The organism is Virgibacillus sp. M23, assembly GCF_034190895.1.
Lineage (GTDB): Bacteria > Bacillota > Bacilli > Bacillales > Amphibacillaceae > Virgibacillus > Virgibacillus salarius.
The window spans coordinates 18,726-34,870 of the sequence record NZ_JAWDHA010000043.1 but is presented as its reverse complement, the minus strand read 5'-3'; the positions used below and the strand labels follow the sequence as shown (position 1 = coordinate 34,870).

The 16,145-nt window shown below is 36.5% G+C and carries 11 protein-coding genes and 1 pseudogene; 6 read left to right on the top strand and 6 right to left on the bottom strand.

Going from position 1 to position 16,145, the window contains the following annotated elements:
* Nucleotides 1–73: 73 nt before the first annotated feature.
* From opp3C to RVS70_RS15335, 3 genes are all read right to left on the bottom strand, one after another.
* On the bottom strand, nucleotides 74–1,231 hold the full coding sequence (gene opp3C, locus RVS70_RS15345) for an oligopeptide ABC transporter permease (RefSeq protein ID WP_121604008.1): 1,158 nt from the start codon (nucleotides 1,229–1,231) through the stop codon (nucleotides 74–76).
* Nucleotides 1,232–1,233: 2 nt separating this feature from the next.
* The gene (opp3b, locus tag RVS70_RS15340; RefSeq protein ID WP_121604009.1) at nucleotides 1,234–2,163 is read right to left on the bottom strand and encodes an oligopeptide ABC transporter permease; all 930 of its coding nucleotides are present in this window, start codon (nucleotides 2,161–2,163) and stop codon (nucleotides 1,234–1,236) included.
* Between the two features lie 150 nt (nucleotides 2,164–2,313).
* Nucleotides 2,314–4,008 (bottom strand): peptide ABC transporter substrate-binding protein, encoded by a 1,695-nt coding sequence (locus RVS70_RS15335; RefSeq protein ID WP_121604010.1) that lies wholly within the window; start codon nucleotides 4,006–4,008, stop codon nucleotides 2,314–2,316.
* 274 nt (nucleotides 4,009–4,282) lie between these two features.
* Here RVS70_RS15335 and RVS70_RS15330 point away from each other — a divergent pair, with 274 nt between their 5' ends.
* From RVS70_RS15330 to RVS70_RS15320, 3 genes are all read left to right on the top strand, one after another.
* Entirely contained in the window at nucleotides 4,283–4,645 is a 363-nt protein-coding gene (locus RVS70_RS15330) for a DUF3899 domain-containing protein (protein WP_121604011.1), read from the top strand.
* A gap of 551 nt (nucleotides 4,646–5,196) precedes the next feature.
* Entirely contained in the window at nucleotides 5,197–5,982 is a 786-nt protein-coding gene (locus RVS70_RS15325) for a serine hydrolase (RefSeq protein WP_121604012.1), read from the top strand.
* 84 nt (nucleotides 5,983–6,066) lie between these two features.
* Entirely contained in the window at nucleotides 6,067–7,359 is a 1,293-nt protein-coding gene (locus tag RVS70_RS15320; protein WP_026682957.1) for a hypothetical protein, read from the top strand.
* Nucleotides 7,360–7,394: 35 nt separating this feature from the next.
* Here the strand turns inward: RVS70_RS15320 and RVS70_RS15315 are convergent, their stop codons facing one another.
* Nucleotides 7,395–7,538 (bottom strand): hypothetical protein, encoded by a 144-nt coding sequence (locus tag RVS70_RS15315; RefSeq protein WP_205389158.1) that lies wholly within the window; start codon nucleotides 7,536–7,538, stop codon nucleotides 7,395–7,397.
* Nucleotides 7,535–9,328 (bottom strand): M3 family oligoendopeptidase, encoded by a 1,794-nt coding sequence (locus tag RVS70_RS15310; protein ID WP_121604013.1) that lies wholly within the window; start codon nucleotides 9,326–9,328, stop codon nucleotides 7,535–7,537. The genes RVS70_RS15315 and RVS70_RS15310 overlap by 4 nt, the downstream gene beginning before the upstream one ends.
* Before the next feature lie 266 nt (nucleotides 9,329–9,594).
* Between RVS70_RS15310 and RVS70_RS15305 the strand changes: the two are divergent.
* A pseudogene (locus RVS70_RS15305) lies at nucleotides 9,595–9,990 on the top strand (helix-turn-helix domain-containing protein).
* Nucleotides 9,991–10,126: 136 nt separating this feature from the next.
* On the opposite strand, the gene RVS70_RS15300 reads toward RVS70_RS15305, so the two are convergent.
* Entirely contained in the window at nucleotides 10,127–13,303 is a 3,177-nt protein-coding gene (locus tag RVS70_RS15300; protein WP_121605800.1) for a DEAD/DEAH box helicase, read from the bottom strand.
* 201 nt (nucleotides 13,304–13,504) lie between these two features.
* Between RVS70_RS15300 and RVS70_RS15295 the strand changes: the two genes are divergently transcribed.
* Both RVS70_RS15295 and RVS70_RS15290 read left to right on the top strand, forming a co-directional pair.
* On the top strand, nucleotides 13,505–14,272 hold the full coding sequence (locus tag RVS70_RS15295) for an ABC transporter ATP-binding protein (RefSeq protein WP_026682960.1): 768 nt from the start codon (nucleotides 13,505–13,507) through the stop codon (nucleotides 14,270–14,272).
* 15 nt (nucleotides 14,273–14,287) lie between these two features.
* A complete protein-coding gene (locus RVS70_RS15290) occupies nucleotides 14,288–16,144 on the top strand; it encodes an ABC transporter permease (RefSeq protein ID WP_121604014.1) in 1,857 nt (618 codons plus the stop codon).
* Nucleotide 16,145 lies beyond the last annotated feature (1 nt).

Genomic DNA, 16,145 nt, shown 5'->3' with positions numbered 1-16,145 from the left:
CGTTGTAGGTGTTAAATGAAACGCTCAAATCCTTTACTTCTAACAATTTACTCATTTAGAAACACCTACCTTCTTATTTATGCATTTTCGGATCAAACGCATCACGTAATCCATCTCCAATTAAGTTGAATGCAATCATAATTACGGATATTAATATAGCTGGGAACACGAGTAAATATGGGTACAATCTCAGGTTCTCAAATCCAGTATTAATCAATGTCCCAAGAGACGCCTCTGGCGGAACCATCCCTAATCCAATAAAGCTTAAGAATGCTTCAAAGAAAATCGCCCCTGGAATCGTAAACATCGTATTAATGATAATAATCCCACTAATATTTGGTACTAAATGCCTGCGAATGATCGAGCTATTTGGCGTACCTAGCGTTCGTGCAGCAAGCACAAATTCCTGACTTTTCAACTTTAGCACTTCACCACGGACGATCCGGGCCATTCCAATCCAGCCTGTTATCGTCAGAGCGATAATGATCGAGAGCATTCCCGGCTGTAATACGAGAATCATTAAGACAATGACGACGAGATTTGGTATACCGACAAGAATTTCAATAATTCGCTGCATCACATTATCCACTTTACCGCCATAATATGCGGAAATACCACCATATGCGACACCAATTACGAGGTCAATCGCCGCCGCAACTAATGCGATAATTAAGGAAACACGCGTACCTAACCAAATCCTTGTCCATTGATCTCGACCAAGCGTGTCGGTGCCGAGCCAGAAATATTGATCAGACATATCCTTGGCTTCGTAAATATGATAAGTAGCTTTTACCTCTGCAGAATCCTTACTGCCATCTCCTTCGGACAATACCTTTATATCAATAAAATCTTTATCATTATTGTATCTTTGAATTGCATTTTGCGTTGCATGTTCTACATCGTTACCCTTAAATTCATCTTTTAATGTACCGTTAAAGCCAAGCCATGAAATATTTTCTAAAACGGGTACGTGTGGTGGCATTTTAGCACGTGACAAATCTTGATCATCTAAGCCATGCTCATTCATACCTGGTCCGATAATACTAAATAAACTAATCAAGCCTAGAATAATAACACAAAAAATCGCCAATTTATTTTTGAAGAAGGTTCGGCGAGCGTCCTGCATAAAAGTTCTGCTTGGACTCGTTATTTTTTCACTTGTATCTTCTTTTCTTTCAATTGGTATTAATAATTCTTTTGGTACTTGTTGCTCGTTTTTTTTGTTATCCATTTTTAGCTCTTCCCTCCTGTCAGTCTAATTCTCGGATCAATTAATACATAGAGGAGGTCGATGACTAGAATAATGACAACAAATAAAAAGGCAAATAAGAGGGTTGTCCCCATAATTGTAGGGTAGTCATTAACCATAATGGATGATACAAACTGCTCACCTATCCCAGGTACGGCAAAAATTTGTTCAATAACAAGCGTTCCTGTCATTAAACTCACTGCCATTGGACCAATTACGGTCACAAGTGGTATAAGTGCATTACGCATACCATGCTTGAAGATGATTCCGTATTCACTTACACCCTTCGCACGTGCGGTTGTAATAAAATTAGAACCCATTACTTCGATCATTTCCGTACGCGTAAAACGAGCAGCCGTTGCCATCGGAAATATCATCAAGGCGATCGTTGGCAATATGGTATGTTCAAACGTTCCCCATAATGCGACAGGGAACCAGCCTGTTTCCACGGCAAGGAACCATTGGAGTAGTCCGGCAAAAACAAACGAAGGTATGGAAGTACCTAGTACAGCAAGAATGGTTGAGGTATAATCGAGGATACCATTATGCGAAATCGCGGCAATTAACCCAAATAAAATACCTAAAAATGTTCCCACTAGTAACGATTGTGCACCTAGCTGTGCCGACGGACCAATTCGATCCATAAGTATTTTTGTAACCGGTGTATTATCAAACGCAAAGGAGATACCTAAGTCCCCTTGCATTAAATCTTTCAAATAAGTTATGTATTGCACTGGCACAGGATCATTTAAGCCATATTTCTCAAGAACGATTTCTTTTTGTTCTTCGGTCAGTTTATCTTCTGCCTTCAACGGACTACCTGGTAGCATCTTCATTAAAAAGAAAGATACGGTCGCGATGATAAATAGCGTAATTACCATATAAAATACACGTCGTAGTATATAACGAACCATTCGTGCACCTCCTATTAAGCTGAATATTCTAAAAATAGTAAATGTTATTTATTATAAGTCTTTTTCTTGACAGGGGAAAAGAGAGTATATACCAAAGGGTCATACACTCTCTTAACCTACTAATCTTTAGCATATTAATTTAGACTACTATTATTCTTCTGATCCAACGCTAGCCCATTTGTATTCATATGTTGGTCCAAATGGATTCACATAAACACCTTTAACTTTAGGTGATACTAATTGTGCCATTGCACTTTGGTAAACAGGAGCGATTGCTGCATCTTCAAATAGCATCTTTTCTGCTTCAAGGAAGGTTTGGTAACGTGCTTCATTATCTTGAGCTAATTCCGTAGTAGTTTTTTCTAATAACGCATCATAGTCAGGGTTAGAGTAGCCCATTTTATTATTACCACCATCCGTTAACCATAGGTTAAGGAAGGTATATGGATCAAGATAGTCTGGACCCCAGCCGGAGAATTGAATATCATAATCCATATTCGTATCTAAGTCTAAACGTTGCTCAAACGGAACCTGCTTTAACGTAACTTTTAATCCAGGTAAATTTGTTTCTAGCTGATTAGCAAGGTATTCATTCATCGTTTTAGCCGTTTCTGAATCACCTGCAAGGAATTCAAGCTCGACAGAGTCTGTTCCTAGTTCTTCTAGACCTTTTTCCCAATATTCTTTCGCCTTTTCTACATCATATGTCACTAAGTCGCCACTAACTTCACGGAAATCCTCTCCACCGCCTGGCATTGGGGTAAAGTTAGCAGGAATTAAACCATTAGCTACTAGCGATCCGTTGTTAAGGATTTGATCGACTAGTGCTTGCTTATCAAATGCACGACTAATTGCAGCACGGACATTTGTATTTGCTAATGCTTCGTTTCTCGTTTGGTTCATCTTCAAGTAAAAGACAGATGTTTCAGGTGTTACTACATAATCTTCATGTGTAGAATACTGATCAACTAAATCAGATGATAGTCCAGCACGATCAACTGTACCGCTTTCATATAAGTCAACACCAGTTTGTGGATCCTTCACCACTTCATACGTCATCTTTTCTAGCTGAACCGTTTCTGCATCCCAGTAATCTGCATTCTTCTCCAGATTCCATGAGCTGCTTGTGCTTTCCCAATCTGTTAGCTTATAAGGACCATTAGATAATAGCGTATCTGTACTTGTAGCAAACTTATCGCCTTGTTCTTCAACAAATTTTTGATTTAACGGGAGGAACGTGCCAAAGGTAGTTAATGATTCAAAATAAGGTACAGGATTTTCTAGCTCTACAACAAGGGTGTAATCGCCATCCGCTTTAACACCTAAATCCTCTACAGGAACGTCACCAGTGTTAACAGCTGTTGCATTTTTAATAACGCCACCCATCATATACGGGCCATATTCAGAGCCAGTGTCTGGGTCTACAGCACGCTGCCAAGCATAAACGAAATCATGTGCAGTTACAGGATCGCCATTTGACCAAACTGCATCTTCACGTAAGGTAAATGTCCATGTAAGACCGTTCTCACTCACTTTGTGCTCTGTTGCAATACCTTCAACTGGTTCTGCGTTCTCATCCAAGCGATAAAGACCTTCCATGGTTGCACCTAGAAACTGGAAGCCATATTCGTCAGTAGCCATGGATGGATCCATCGATGGAATTGTATCTCCATTAATAAAATTAAGTACTTGTTCTACATTTTCTTCGTCTTTTGCTGGTTCTTCTTCTTTCTTATCATCAGAACCAGTGCCTTCTGCTGAATCTCCGTCATCACCTGAGCATGCTACTAAAAACACACTAAGCAATAGACCAAGAGCCAATAATAGTGACCATTTTAACTTCATAGTTAAAAAGAACCCCCTTAAAGTAATAGTTTTTTGATTTTTTCGCAGATTTAATCTACTAACGAAATTATACAATCAACCCAGCTAATTTGCAAAACATTTTTTATAATAGTGTAAAAACTATCATTATTTCCATTTATTAAAAATATGTGTAAACAGCGTTAGATTAATGCTTTCGTCCTAAATACAATTCATTAAATTTTTTAAATAATGCGCTTTTTGCAACATAAAATTCTATGATATAATTAGTTCAACTTATCTAGAAGGTGACTCTATGAATAAATCAAAACATGGGCTGTATTTCCTGCTCACGATATGCTTAACGATTGTAATTTTTCTTATTTTCGCTCCATCCTATAATCTCGTGAACTTTATAAATGCACTATTCTATGTGTTTTTACTGCTTCTCGTCATTACATTGTTTATCTATACCAAAAAAGGCGGCTTCTTTGATGGTGTCACGTTTGGCTTCAGAAGATTTTTAAGTATGATGTCAAATGACTATATGGAAGAATGGAAAGAAAAGCCTGCTCCTTCTGAAAAGGTAAATCCCTCATTTTATAAGATCATGCAATTCCAAACAATTACTACCTTTGTGTTATTAGGGCTACTACTGATTATTTATTATTACATTTAGCTATAAAGAGTGTTCTTCGAAGGTAGCTCGCTCTAATATTCTTTTCTTCAAAAACGGAACTTCCCGAAAAGATATCGTTCAGATGTCGCAGCGAAACTATACAAGACTTCAGTGAAAAAGTAACCGTGTGATATCCTCACACGGGACTTGCCCATAAAGAGGGTAAGCCGTTGCCGTGGAATGAAAAATGTATTTCAAATATGTGTGAAAAGAGGCAGGAACAAACGTATTTTTATCAAAAGAAGATGTATGACAACTTCGCTTTCCACGGGAACGGTCCCAGCCTGTATGTTTATTTCATACTGTTTTTTTAGGTAGTCCAGTCAGCTAGATATATGTATAAGTAATGCAAATATATTATTTTAGGATTGACAATTATGAGAAAATTCAATACTATATTGCTATTAGCGAAAGTTGTCGATTGTTGTTCGTTAAATATTGATGAACGCTTTACTGTATTAAAGCAAAGAAGCGATGTCAATACTTGCTTACAGTGTACGTCCAGCTTCAGAAAGTTTTCTAAGACTGATATGTAAGGTGGTCTATACAATATGAATTTTCGAGAATTGGAAAAATCCATACATCACAAATTGGAACCGGTAAGCGATCATTTTTCTGTTTATATTGAAACAAATGAAGGTACTATTTCCATTAATCCAGCTCAGTTAAGATGTGCAGCCAGTTTGGCTAAATTACCAATTTTAATTGCAGGCTTTCGTCAACTAGATAAAAACCCACATTTACAGGACAAGCTTGTTTATATAAAAAGGGAAAATATGGTTGGCGGTGCTGGAGTAATTAATTATTTATCCCATTCTCATATTTATAGTTATCGAAACTTATTGGAGCTAATGATTATTGTTTCAGATAACACAGCTGCCAATGTATTACTTGATATATTAGGTGTAGAAACAATCAATCAATTAACAAAAGATGCTGACTGCCAACAATCGATCATTCAACGTAAGTTTATGGATCTACAGGCAAAGGAAAATGGATTGGACAATTATACAAGTGCATATGATATCGCAAAATTGTTGCATTTAATTTCAGAAAATAATAAATTTTTAACAAAAGAGAGCCAGAAAATGATTTTAACTATTTTAGCTAACCAGCAATTTACTAATAAGCTCCCTAGTTATTTGCAGGCAGAGGATGAGATTCAGTTTTACCATAAAACGGGGGAGCTACAAGGAGTCACCCATGATGCTGGCATTATGAAATATCAGGATAAGACGATACATGTTGTTCTTTTATCAGAAGGAATCTCCCTTAATGCAGAAAGTGAAAGAATAATTGCAGATATCGGTCATTTATTAATTCGTTACATCAAGTAGGGAAGCTAGTTTAAATAAAAATAGGATTACATAGTAAAAAAATTTGCATTTATAATCATTTATAAGAACATGGGAGCGTTTAGAATGAAAATTAAGATTGCAGCTTTTGGTAATGAGGATGTAATGAAACGCATTATGAAGCTCGCTGATACGAAAAGCGATATCGAGCTTATGCCCTTTACCTACTCAAAGGCTGAAGATGTTACAGAATTAATTGAAAAAGCATATGTATGTGATATTTATTTATTTACGGAACAGCTCTCTTATCTATATGCAAAAGACTTGTTAGTGAAGAAGCGAATTCCAAGTATTCAAATACCGTATGATGAATATATGATTATTCACTCCTTATTCCGGTTAAACCATCTTCATAAACAAGTTATTAACCGCATTTCTCTAGATGTGTTAAGTGGGAAGCATGTCAGCAACGTACTAGCAGATATAGCCATGAAAAATAAGGATATCTATATTTTTCAGCCAAATAAACAACAGCAGGTGCAATCAGATGACATTGTGTCCTTCCATCAAACGTTATGGAAGGAAGGAAAAATTGATACTGTCCTCACATCTACAAAGGAAATCGAAATAAAATTAAGACATGAAGGTATACCCGTAAGCTGTATGACAATACCTAGACTAAATATTGCATGCGCCCTCGAAGAGGCTCGAAAAATCGTGACACTTTCAGAGCCCAATACTACACAAATTGTTTCTGGATACGTACGATTAAAGCAATGGGAAGTTATTGAGCAACGAAGAGGTAGTACGGTGGCTAAGCAATCGCTACAGAAATTACATCGTTTACTCTTAACATTTGCCAAGCAAACGAACGCTTCCGTCTTTCCAAGTGATGATAACCGTTTTATTTTATTCGGTACCAAGGGAGTCATTGACCATATTCAAAATCATTATCGGGATTTTCCTTTACTGTACGATATTGAGAAAACATTGCAAACACCTGTCGATATTGGATTTGGATTGGCTTTAACCGCAAAGGAAGCAGTGGAAAATGCGAAATTAGCATTAGATGCATGCAGTACGGAAAAAGACAGTAAATGCTATATTGTTAATGAACGGCAAGATACGATTGGACCAATTGGTATTATTAAACATTTTGATACATCGAAGCTTTATCAAGCACTCATTCATAAGGCACGTTTAAATAATGAACTATCCTATAATTTTATCGATTTTATTCAATCTCGAAATAACGAACCATTCTCTTCTCACGATATTGCATCGCATTATAAAGTTACAAAACGAAGTGCAGAACGTACCATTAATAAACTGTTAGCTGGCGAGGTCATAAAAGTGGCAGGTGAGGAAAAGCCTTATCTAAAAGGAAGGCCGAGAAAACTATTCCGATTAAATCAGTAAACTTGATAAAGTAAATCTTCCATCCGTGGGCTTGTTTATCCCCACGGATGGTTAGGTGAACCAATCGGACATTTACTGGCAGTTGATTCCCCTCTTACCAATTTCGGTTTCTCTTTATTGCTTGAAGCGAGAATCTTACTGCCAGTTATATGCGGGATAAATCCCTTCGTACCCATCATCTCATTTCCTGCCATTTTCTTTCCGATAATTTCTTATACTGTTCAATAGCTTCGATTGTTGGCTGCAAGGATGCTTCCCAAAATGACAAATCTGTAATGTCCTGCTTTAGATAGTGGGCTGCCAATTGTTCAATTGTCATTTTTCCTGTGTTTTTTAAAAATGCATCGTATTGAGCCGGAAACTGTACGGGATTTTCCTTATATTGTGCATACATTACATTGCTGAGTAGATAGCCAATGGTGTACGGAAAATTATAAAATGGCAGCTCTGTACGATAAAGGTGTGGGATGGTCATCCATAGATAAGGGTTCATGTCTTTCACCGTGTCTCCATAAACCTGTTTAAACGTGCTTGTCATTAATTCATTTATTTCATTGGGTTTCAATGGGCCAGACTTCCGTTGTTCATATAATTTCATTTCGAAATCAAACATTGCTGGAACAGTCACTTGATACTTTAGACCATTTCCAATCTTCATTTCTAGCAAGGTTAATTTTTCTTCTTCATTTGATGCGCTGTCTATTACAGCATCGAGTACTAGATTCTCAGCGAACGTTGAAGCTGTTTCCGCAATACTTGTACTTCTTTCCTGTGCAAAAGCGGGTTGATCGTTGACTAAGTAATTATGATAAGCATGCCCAAGTTCATGAGCAATCGTTACAACATCTTGATAACTGCCGGTATACGTTAAAAAAATACGACTTTCTTTAGCAATTGGTAAGTAGGCACAAAACCCACCATGCATTTTCCCCTTCCTATCCTCTGCCTCTATCCAACCATTCGCAAAAGCATTTGCTGCAAAAGTTCCAAGTTTTTCACTAAACTTAGAGAATTGGGTAATGATCAAATCTGCCGCTTCTGCGTAAGTAATTTTATTTTTTGATGTAAAGCTTGGTACATCCGTATCATACCATGCCATTTTCTTAAGCTTCATTAACTGCGCTTTTCGTTTTAAATAAGGTTGCATGATGTAACTCTTCGCGCGTATAGCTGATAGCATGGTATGTAGCGTTTTCTCCTTCATTCTATTTTTATCCATTGCCTCTTTTAGCATATTGTCCCAGCCACGCTTTTCATACACATCTAAGCGAAATCCACTTATTCGATTAAATGTCGTGGCAAAAGAGGAGCCATTTTGTTGCAATACATCCATTAATGCTTCCGCTGTATTTTTCCTTAGCGAGCGATTGGGCGAAGCTAGATACATTAATGCTTGTCCTATCGATGCTTCCTCTACCTTTCCCTGTTTGTCGATGAGGATTTTCAATTCACCCATTAACTGTTCGTAGTAATTCTCCCAACCAATAAATCCGTTAATCGCCAATTTATTAATTAACTTTTCCATTTCAGCAGGGAGACGATCTTTGATCCCGGCTCTACGCTCTTCTAGATAAAAACGAACATCTTGAACTTCCTGTAATTGAATAAAATGATTCCATTGATCGACGGAAAAATGATCAATATGCGTGTCAATATCTACAAATAATGCTTCAAACATGGAGCGTACATGATCTATCTCATTCATTATTTTTAATATATCGGGCTCTCCCACATTAACTGCATAGAGGCAGACAATGTAATCCTCTAGCTCTCTTAGACCTTTTAGATTTTTTTGCACATCGCGTAAACAGGAAGCAAATGATAATTGATCATCCACTGTTCCAATCTTCGTATGCAGCCTATCTATCTCTCGCTTTAATTGATTCAACGTCTCATGTAATTTTTTGGAATCTTTACCGCCAGCGTATAATGTATCAAGTTCCCAATTTTCTTTTATAGTTTGTTCCACTTAGCATCCTCCCTTATGAAAAGTATAGCTTATTTTAAATTTTCTGACTCCGTCTTAAGTCGTATATTTATTACATACACAGATTTAATTTTACTTGATGTTAATTACTTTCCTATTAAATTAAATAATTCATGAAGAAAGCATTCTTACACTATGCTTAGTATGTCAGCACAAAAGATATCAAACTTATATTGTATTGAAGGGGCACTATTATAAAGAACCATGGCTTAGGACAAACTCTATTAAACTATCGTAAAAAGAATGGTATGACAATTCGTGAGTTTGCCGATGATGCAGGAATTAGCACGTCAATTATTAATCAAGTAGAAAGAGGACAAGGAAATCCTTTGCTTACTGTATTAGAGTTAATTGCAAAAGCATTAAACGTACCACTGTACGCTTTTTTTTAATGAAATTGATACAGATTCCCTTATTTCCAGAAAAAAAGATCGCGTGAACGTATATCGTGAAAATAATAACCATATTGTCTATGATGTTTTAACACCAGACCTTATGAAGGCACATATCGAACTAGAAGGGACCGAGTATTTTTTAGATGAAGGAGATGTGGTACGTACTCTACCAAATATGAAGCATCGTTTTTTGAATAAAAGTGATAACTCGAGCCTATTTTATTCGTACTTACGTCATCGTTGTTTTAAACCTCTCCTTATCATGTAAGCGTAACTCCTTAAACACGAATAGGGGGCGTTGCAAACATCGATCTAGTATCCATGTTTGCAACGCCCCGTGTTTAACTTTTTTATAAACCAAATACACTTATTACATCGTTACGTTTTATATATTTAATAGTTCCCTGACATCATCTTCACTCAAGCTGGATATCATCGTTTCTCCAGGTTGGATTACTTGATCGATTAATTCTCGTTTCTTTTGCTGCAGCTCATATATTTTCTCTTCAATAGTACCTTCCGTAATAAGCCGAATCACTTGAACTACATTTTTTTGGCCAAAACGATGAGCACGACCTGTTGCTTGGTCCTCAACTGCTGGGTTCCACCATAAGTCATATAGAATAACGGTGTCGGCACCTGTTAAATTAAGTCCCGTTCCACCGGCTTTTAACGAAATTAGAAACACGTTGTTTTCACCATTGTTAAATCGCTCACTGATCTCAACTCTTTCATGCGATGGTGTCTGACCATGTAGATAAAAATAGCCGATCCCTTCATGATCTAACTTCTTAATCAGAATTTCATGCATCGAAGTAAACTGAGAAAATATTAGCATACGCTTCCCATTTCCTAATGCATTCTTTATTGTGTCCATAAGTTGTTCTAGCTTTCCGGATTCCCCTTGATAGTTTTCTAAAAATAGAGATGGGTGACAGCAAATTTGTCTTAGTCTTGTCAAACCGGCAAGTATCTTCATACGGTTTTTTTGAAAGCCATTTTCGTTCATTGATTGTGCAGCTTCTTCTTGTAGCTGTCGATGATAGCCTACATATAAATCTTTTTGCTCCTTCGTTAACTCAGAAGTATGCACGGTTTCAATTTTATCGGGTAGCTCATTTAGCACATCCCGTTTTAGGCGTCGTAAAATAAATGGTCTTGTCATCATAGCAATTTTTTCGTAAGACAGTTGTTTAAATGTTTGATGATTCGGCATTAATCCTGGGAGAATTACTTGGAAGATAGCCCATAGCTCATCAATCGAGTTTTCAATTGGGGTCCCACTTAAGGCAAATCGTCTCCCTGCTTTAATTTGCCGAATAGCTTTCGATGTTTTCGTAGCATAATTCTTTATATATTGCGCTTCATCGAGAATCAGTGTTTGAAAAGATAATTCCTCATACAGTGCAATATCTTGCCGTAACGTTGCGTAGGAAGTAATCCAAACATCCATATTTTTTGAATCCGAAAATTTTCGTCTTCTTTCCTGGGGAGATCCAGTTAAGACAGCTACTTTTAATGTTGGTGTAAATTTTTCAAATTCTTTTTTCCAATTATATACAACAGATGAAGGCGCCACAATCAGATGAGGATCTTCACAAAGCTCTGACGCAATATATGCGATACTTTGTAATGTCTTCCCTAGACCCATGTCATCCGCTAGTATACCTCCCAAATGATAATGGCTCAATGATTTAAACCATTGATAGCCAATTTGCTGATAATTTCTAAGTGATGCCTCCAGCGTATCTGGAAGTGGGTATACTTGTTCTTCTGGAGATTTTAACTGATGTAGTAATTTACGAAATGATAGATCATAACGCTTACTCGTTTCCAGTAGCTCATCTACCTGTGTACCTTGATACACTGGCACCTTAACCTTGCCTTCATCCAGATCATTGACCTCAATATCCATCCCATCTAAGAACCGTCTAACAGATGAAAATGTGTCACTTTCCAAGGAAAGAAGTGCTCCATTATCCAAACGATAATAGCGTTTTTTTTCAATAACTGCCTCTAATATTTGATTTACCTCTGTGTCATTTATCCCCTCAATATCAAAACCGATATCAAGTAAATTTGATGCATTTTCCAATTTAACACTTGTACTTGTCATCGGTTCTTGTTCGACGATTAGATTCCGTATTTCTGAGGTTAAGTAGAGCTCCACATACTCCTTTAGCTTTGGAAGCATATAATAAATGAAATCATACATTTCCTCTTCGTTTTCCATATCGATATAGAGCTCTTTCCCATTATAGTGAAAATCAGCATGTTCTATGAGTCGCATAATTTGTTGTTCTTTTTCCACATCACGAATAATAATGACTTCATTTTCTTCACGTCCACTAAAGGGGTCAATTTGTTCTTTTCCATAATGATATTCTAATCTACCTACGACCCATGCTGCCTTCACCTCTAAATAGAGTTTTGCCTGTAATGGTACTTGAATAATATCTTTAGCTACCTTATCATCGATCGCTACCTCACCAATTTTTTTCAATGATGGAATAACAGTAGAAACAAATTCATCTGCCTGCTTCTTGGCGATTGGTAAATGAAAACCTTCATTACGGAAATGACTAATCTGTTCAATCACTGGAACTTGATGACTTTGAAGAAAATAAAATATTCCTTCAGAAAATAGTAATTCATAGGCATCTAAGTAGATAAAATCATTCACCTTTTCCATTTCCAATTGCAAATCTTCTTGTTCACTAGCGGTTAAAGAAAATTGAAAAGGTAACGAATCCCTATTAATGGATACAGATGGATACGTGAGATCCTTTGTTTCCACAGTCAATGACTGCGCTACTAATTTTTCTAGCAACGCTTTTGCCTCTAGTGGTGGAATGATAATCGATCGTTTACTTGCTTGATCGCCTCTAAAAAAAGGATTGGTATGATAAATTCTTTCATTTTTAATGATGGCAGATAATGTCTCTAAAATCTGCCGATCCACATCTGAAAAAGTGTGTATATCTGGATTATAGGAAAATTTTTTTGTCATCGGGTATTCCGATGCTTGTGAAACATGTTGGAGAAATTCACCTGCATTTTTCACAACAAAACAACGCTTTTCTCCCACTTTAAGCTCAATTTCCAATTGACTATTAAAAGCTAATTTGCAACTATACTCTACCTTAAGCATCGTTTGCTTTGGTAACGCAGTTTCATTGTCGTTATTGTTTTGCGGAATGTTATGAAGTGCATTCATAAATTTCCGAGTCATGTTGTAATCATATGAGGAATATTTAGGAACCTGAAATTTCTCATTGTCTTTATTAACGATATGGATTAATACCGCAGCTATATGCTTACATGAACCAAATGCGTCAAATGCCGGACAATCACAATACGTATCAATGGTACCTTTAGAAAAATCCTTCATATTAATCTCGACAAAATAATTTTCCGATCCGTGTACGATGGCAGTCCATACTTGATAATTAATATCGTATAAAAGATCACTTACCTTATCTTGTAAATAGTAGTCTAATCCTCGCTTATATATAACGGAAGGAAATAATTTTTCAACATTGATGTTTCGGATACTTTTCAAAATAGCAAATACCATCCTTTACCAATTCTTATTACTATTGTATACGAGTTTTCATTGATTTTAAACTGAAGCCTGCTCATAAAACAGCTTTTCCCGTCATTTACCCTTACAAAACTGTAAGCTTGCTGAAAGGAAAATCCATACCTTCTAACTCCTAATAACGGTAGACTAGCATTAGAAAATAAAGTTGGAGGTAGGATTATGAGTCAACCTGTATTACACGTAAACCATTTAAATAAAGTTTATGGGAAGAAAAATGAAAATCAATTTCACGCATTAAAAGACGTCTCTTTTGATATAGAGAGCGGTGAATTTGTTGGAATTATGGGGCCATCAGGCGCCGGAAAAACCACTCTATTAAATGTTATTTCTACATTAGATCAATCTTCTAGTGGAACCATTGAGATCGCTGGTACGAATATTACCGCTATGAAGCAAAACCAGTTGGCAGATTTTCGTTCCGAGCAGCTTGGATTTATCTTTCAAGACTTTAACCTGTTAGAAAACCTGACTGTATATGAAAACATTGCTCTACCGTTATCATTAAAAGGTGTTTCCACTCGACATATTAAGCCAAGCGTGATGAACGTTGCACAAAAATTAGGTATTGAAAAGATTATCGATAAATATCCTATTACAATATCTGGAGGTCAAAAACAACGTGTTGCTGCTGCGCGAGCACTTGTACATGAGCCTGCCATGATTTTAGCAGATGAGCCAACCGGTGCCTTGGACTCTAAAAACGCAAAAAGCTTAATGGAAACATTAGTTCACTTAAATGAAAAGCTTAATACTTCAATTATGTTAGTTACACATGATCCGTTAAGTGCTAGCTATTGTCAGCGAATCTTATTCATCCAAGATGGCCAATTATATAAAGAAATCCATCGCAACACAACAAGAAATAGCTTCCATCAGGAAATCCTAGATGTACTTGCTGAGTTTGCTACATCAAATGAATTGGAATAGAAAGTAGGTGATACGATGTTAGTAAAATTAACTTTATCAAGTATGCGAAAAATGTTTAAAGATTATTTAGTATTATTGTTTGGATTAACGATATCCATTGCTATTTTTTACATGTTTCAAACGTTAGCTCAAAATAAAGCATTTGTTGAAGCAAATTCATTAATTAGTTCCATCATGTTTGTGTTTCATGTTGGTTCCTTTATTTTAGGGTTTATTACCATTTTCTATATATTCTATGCCACTTCTTTTATTCAAACATTAAGGCAAAAAGAAATGGGCATGTATATGACACTTGGAGCTAAAAAGGGTAAAATCACACAACTGATGTTTTTCGAAACATTCTTCATTGGGATTATCTCTCTTGTCGTAGGAATCATAGTCGGAGTTGGATTATCGATTGGTATTTCTGACTTGTTAATGCAACAGCTTGATTTTTCAGTAGAAGGATTTAAGGCAGTATATACTTCCTCCATCCTTACAACCGTTATCTTTTATATTATTTTATTCCTGTTGACTTCCATCGTAAATGCTTGGCAGATTGGCAGAAGAAGTGTATTACATTTACTACACGCTGGTCAGAAGCAAGATTTCGTGAAGGTAAGTGGTGTAAAAACGTTCTTTGGCGTGCTATTTGCCATTATATTAATCGGCATTGGCTATTTCGCAATGATTGAAATTGAAAAGCTACAGCAGTTAGGTGTAATTTTAGCCTCCGTTACAATTATACCAGGAACATACCTTGTTTTTATCTCGTTTTTACCCTATTTCTTGAAAAAGCTAAAGCAAAACCGACAGCTTAATGAGAAAGGAATTAATTCATTTACACTTGGACAACTTCGTTTTCGTATGCTTAACTTAACAAAGGTACTAGGAACGGTTGCCATGCTTATTGCTCTTGGATTAGGAGCCATGACAGCAGGGATCTCCTTTTATCATAATATTGAAATTCAATCTTCCATGTTCCATGCGAATGATGTCGCCATACATCAACCAACTGAGCAAGATTTAGAAGCACTCAAGTCGATGGATGTGACTGAACAGCATACGTATACGTATAAAGTAACTGATGATGGTATTTATTTTCTTAAAAATAAGCTAATCGAAGATCCACCATTGGTGCAGGCGTACAATGCACAGTTTGAGTTACCAAAAAAGCAACGTGTTGAAGATAAATTACCTGCTTCGTCTTATTCACTTCAAGAAGATGCAGGCTCTGAGGAATTACCTGAAAATTGGTGGTCAGCAATATCTACCGAAATCAATGCTAGCTACAACATGTTTGGCTCTACTTCAGTGTATGTTGTTGATCAGGCTAAGTACGACGAGATAGATGCGAACGATAATGAAGTAATTTTGGCTCGCGTCGAAGATTTTAAGGCGGACATTCCGCAGATAGAAAAAATCGATAAGGGTCAAGCTCAGATCGCAGAAAAATATCGTGGAGAACCAGTTGAAAATACCGGTAGTAAGTTCACGAACTATGTTGCATTAAAGAGTCTTGCTAGCGGAACCATTTTTATGGGAATATTCCTAGGAATAGCTTTCTTAATGATGATGGCCAGTGTTCTGATGTTTAAATTACTATCAAGCGCAGGGGCAGATATACATCGCTATAGTATGCTAAGGAAAATTGGCGTACGCAAATCATTATTGAAGAAATCTATCTACCGTGAGCTCTTCCTATTATTCCTTTTTCCAGCGTTAGTTGGCTTAGTGCATGTAATTGTGGGAATGCAAATGTTCTCGTTTATTATCATTGAGCCTTATACAAAAATTTGGATCCCAATTAGTATTTTCTTCGTAATTTACGGACTATACTATTTGATTACCGTTCATTTATATAAGCGAATTGTCCTTCCAAAGGAAAAATAGT

Excerpts from the sequence above, each read along its gene's own strand:
- RVS70_RS15330 (WP_121604011.1), top strand. The coding sequence starts at position 4,283 with ATGAATAAATCAAAACATGGGCTGTATTTCCTGCTCACGATATGCTTA.
- RVS70_RS15325 (WP_121604012.1), top strand. The coding sequence starts at position 5,197 with ATGAATTTTCGAGAATTGGAAAAATCCATACATCACAAATTGGAACCG.
- RVS70_RS15320 (WP_026682957.1), top strand. The coding sequence starts at position 6,067 with ATGAAAATTAAGATTGCAGCTTTTGGTAATGAGGATGTAATGAAACGC.
- RVS70_RS15315 (WP_205389158.1), bottom strand. The coding sequence starts at position 7,538 with ATGATGGGTACGAAGGGATTTATCCCGCATATAACTGGCAGTAAGATT.
- RVS70_RS15335 (WP_121604010.1), bottom strand. The coding sequence starts at position 4,008 with ATGAAGTTAAAATGGTCACTATTATTGGCTCTTGGTCTATTGCTTAGT.
- RVS70_RS15295 (WP_026682960.1), top strand. The coding sequence starts at position 13,505 with ATGAGTCAACCTGTATTACACGTAAACCATTTAAATAAAGTTTATGGG.
- opp3b (WP_121604009.1), bottom strand. The coding sequence starts at position 2,163 with ATGGTTCGTTATATACTACGACGTGTATTTTATATGGTAATTACGCTA.
- opp3C (WP_121604008.1), bottom strand. The coding sequence starts at position 1,231 with ATGGATAACAAAAAAAACGAGCAACAAGTACCAAAAGAATTATTAATA.
- RVS70_RS15290 (WP_121604014.1), top strand. The coding sequence starts at position 14,288 with ATGTTAGTAAAATTAACTTTATCAAGTATGCGAAAAATGTTTAAAGAT.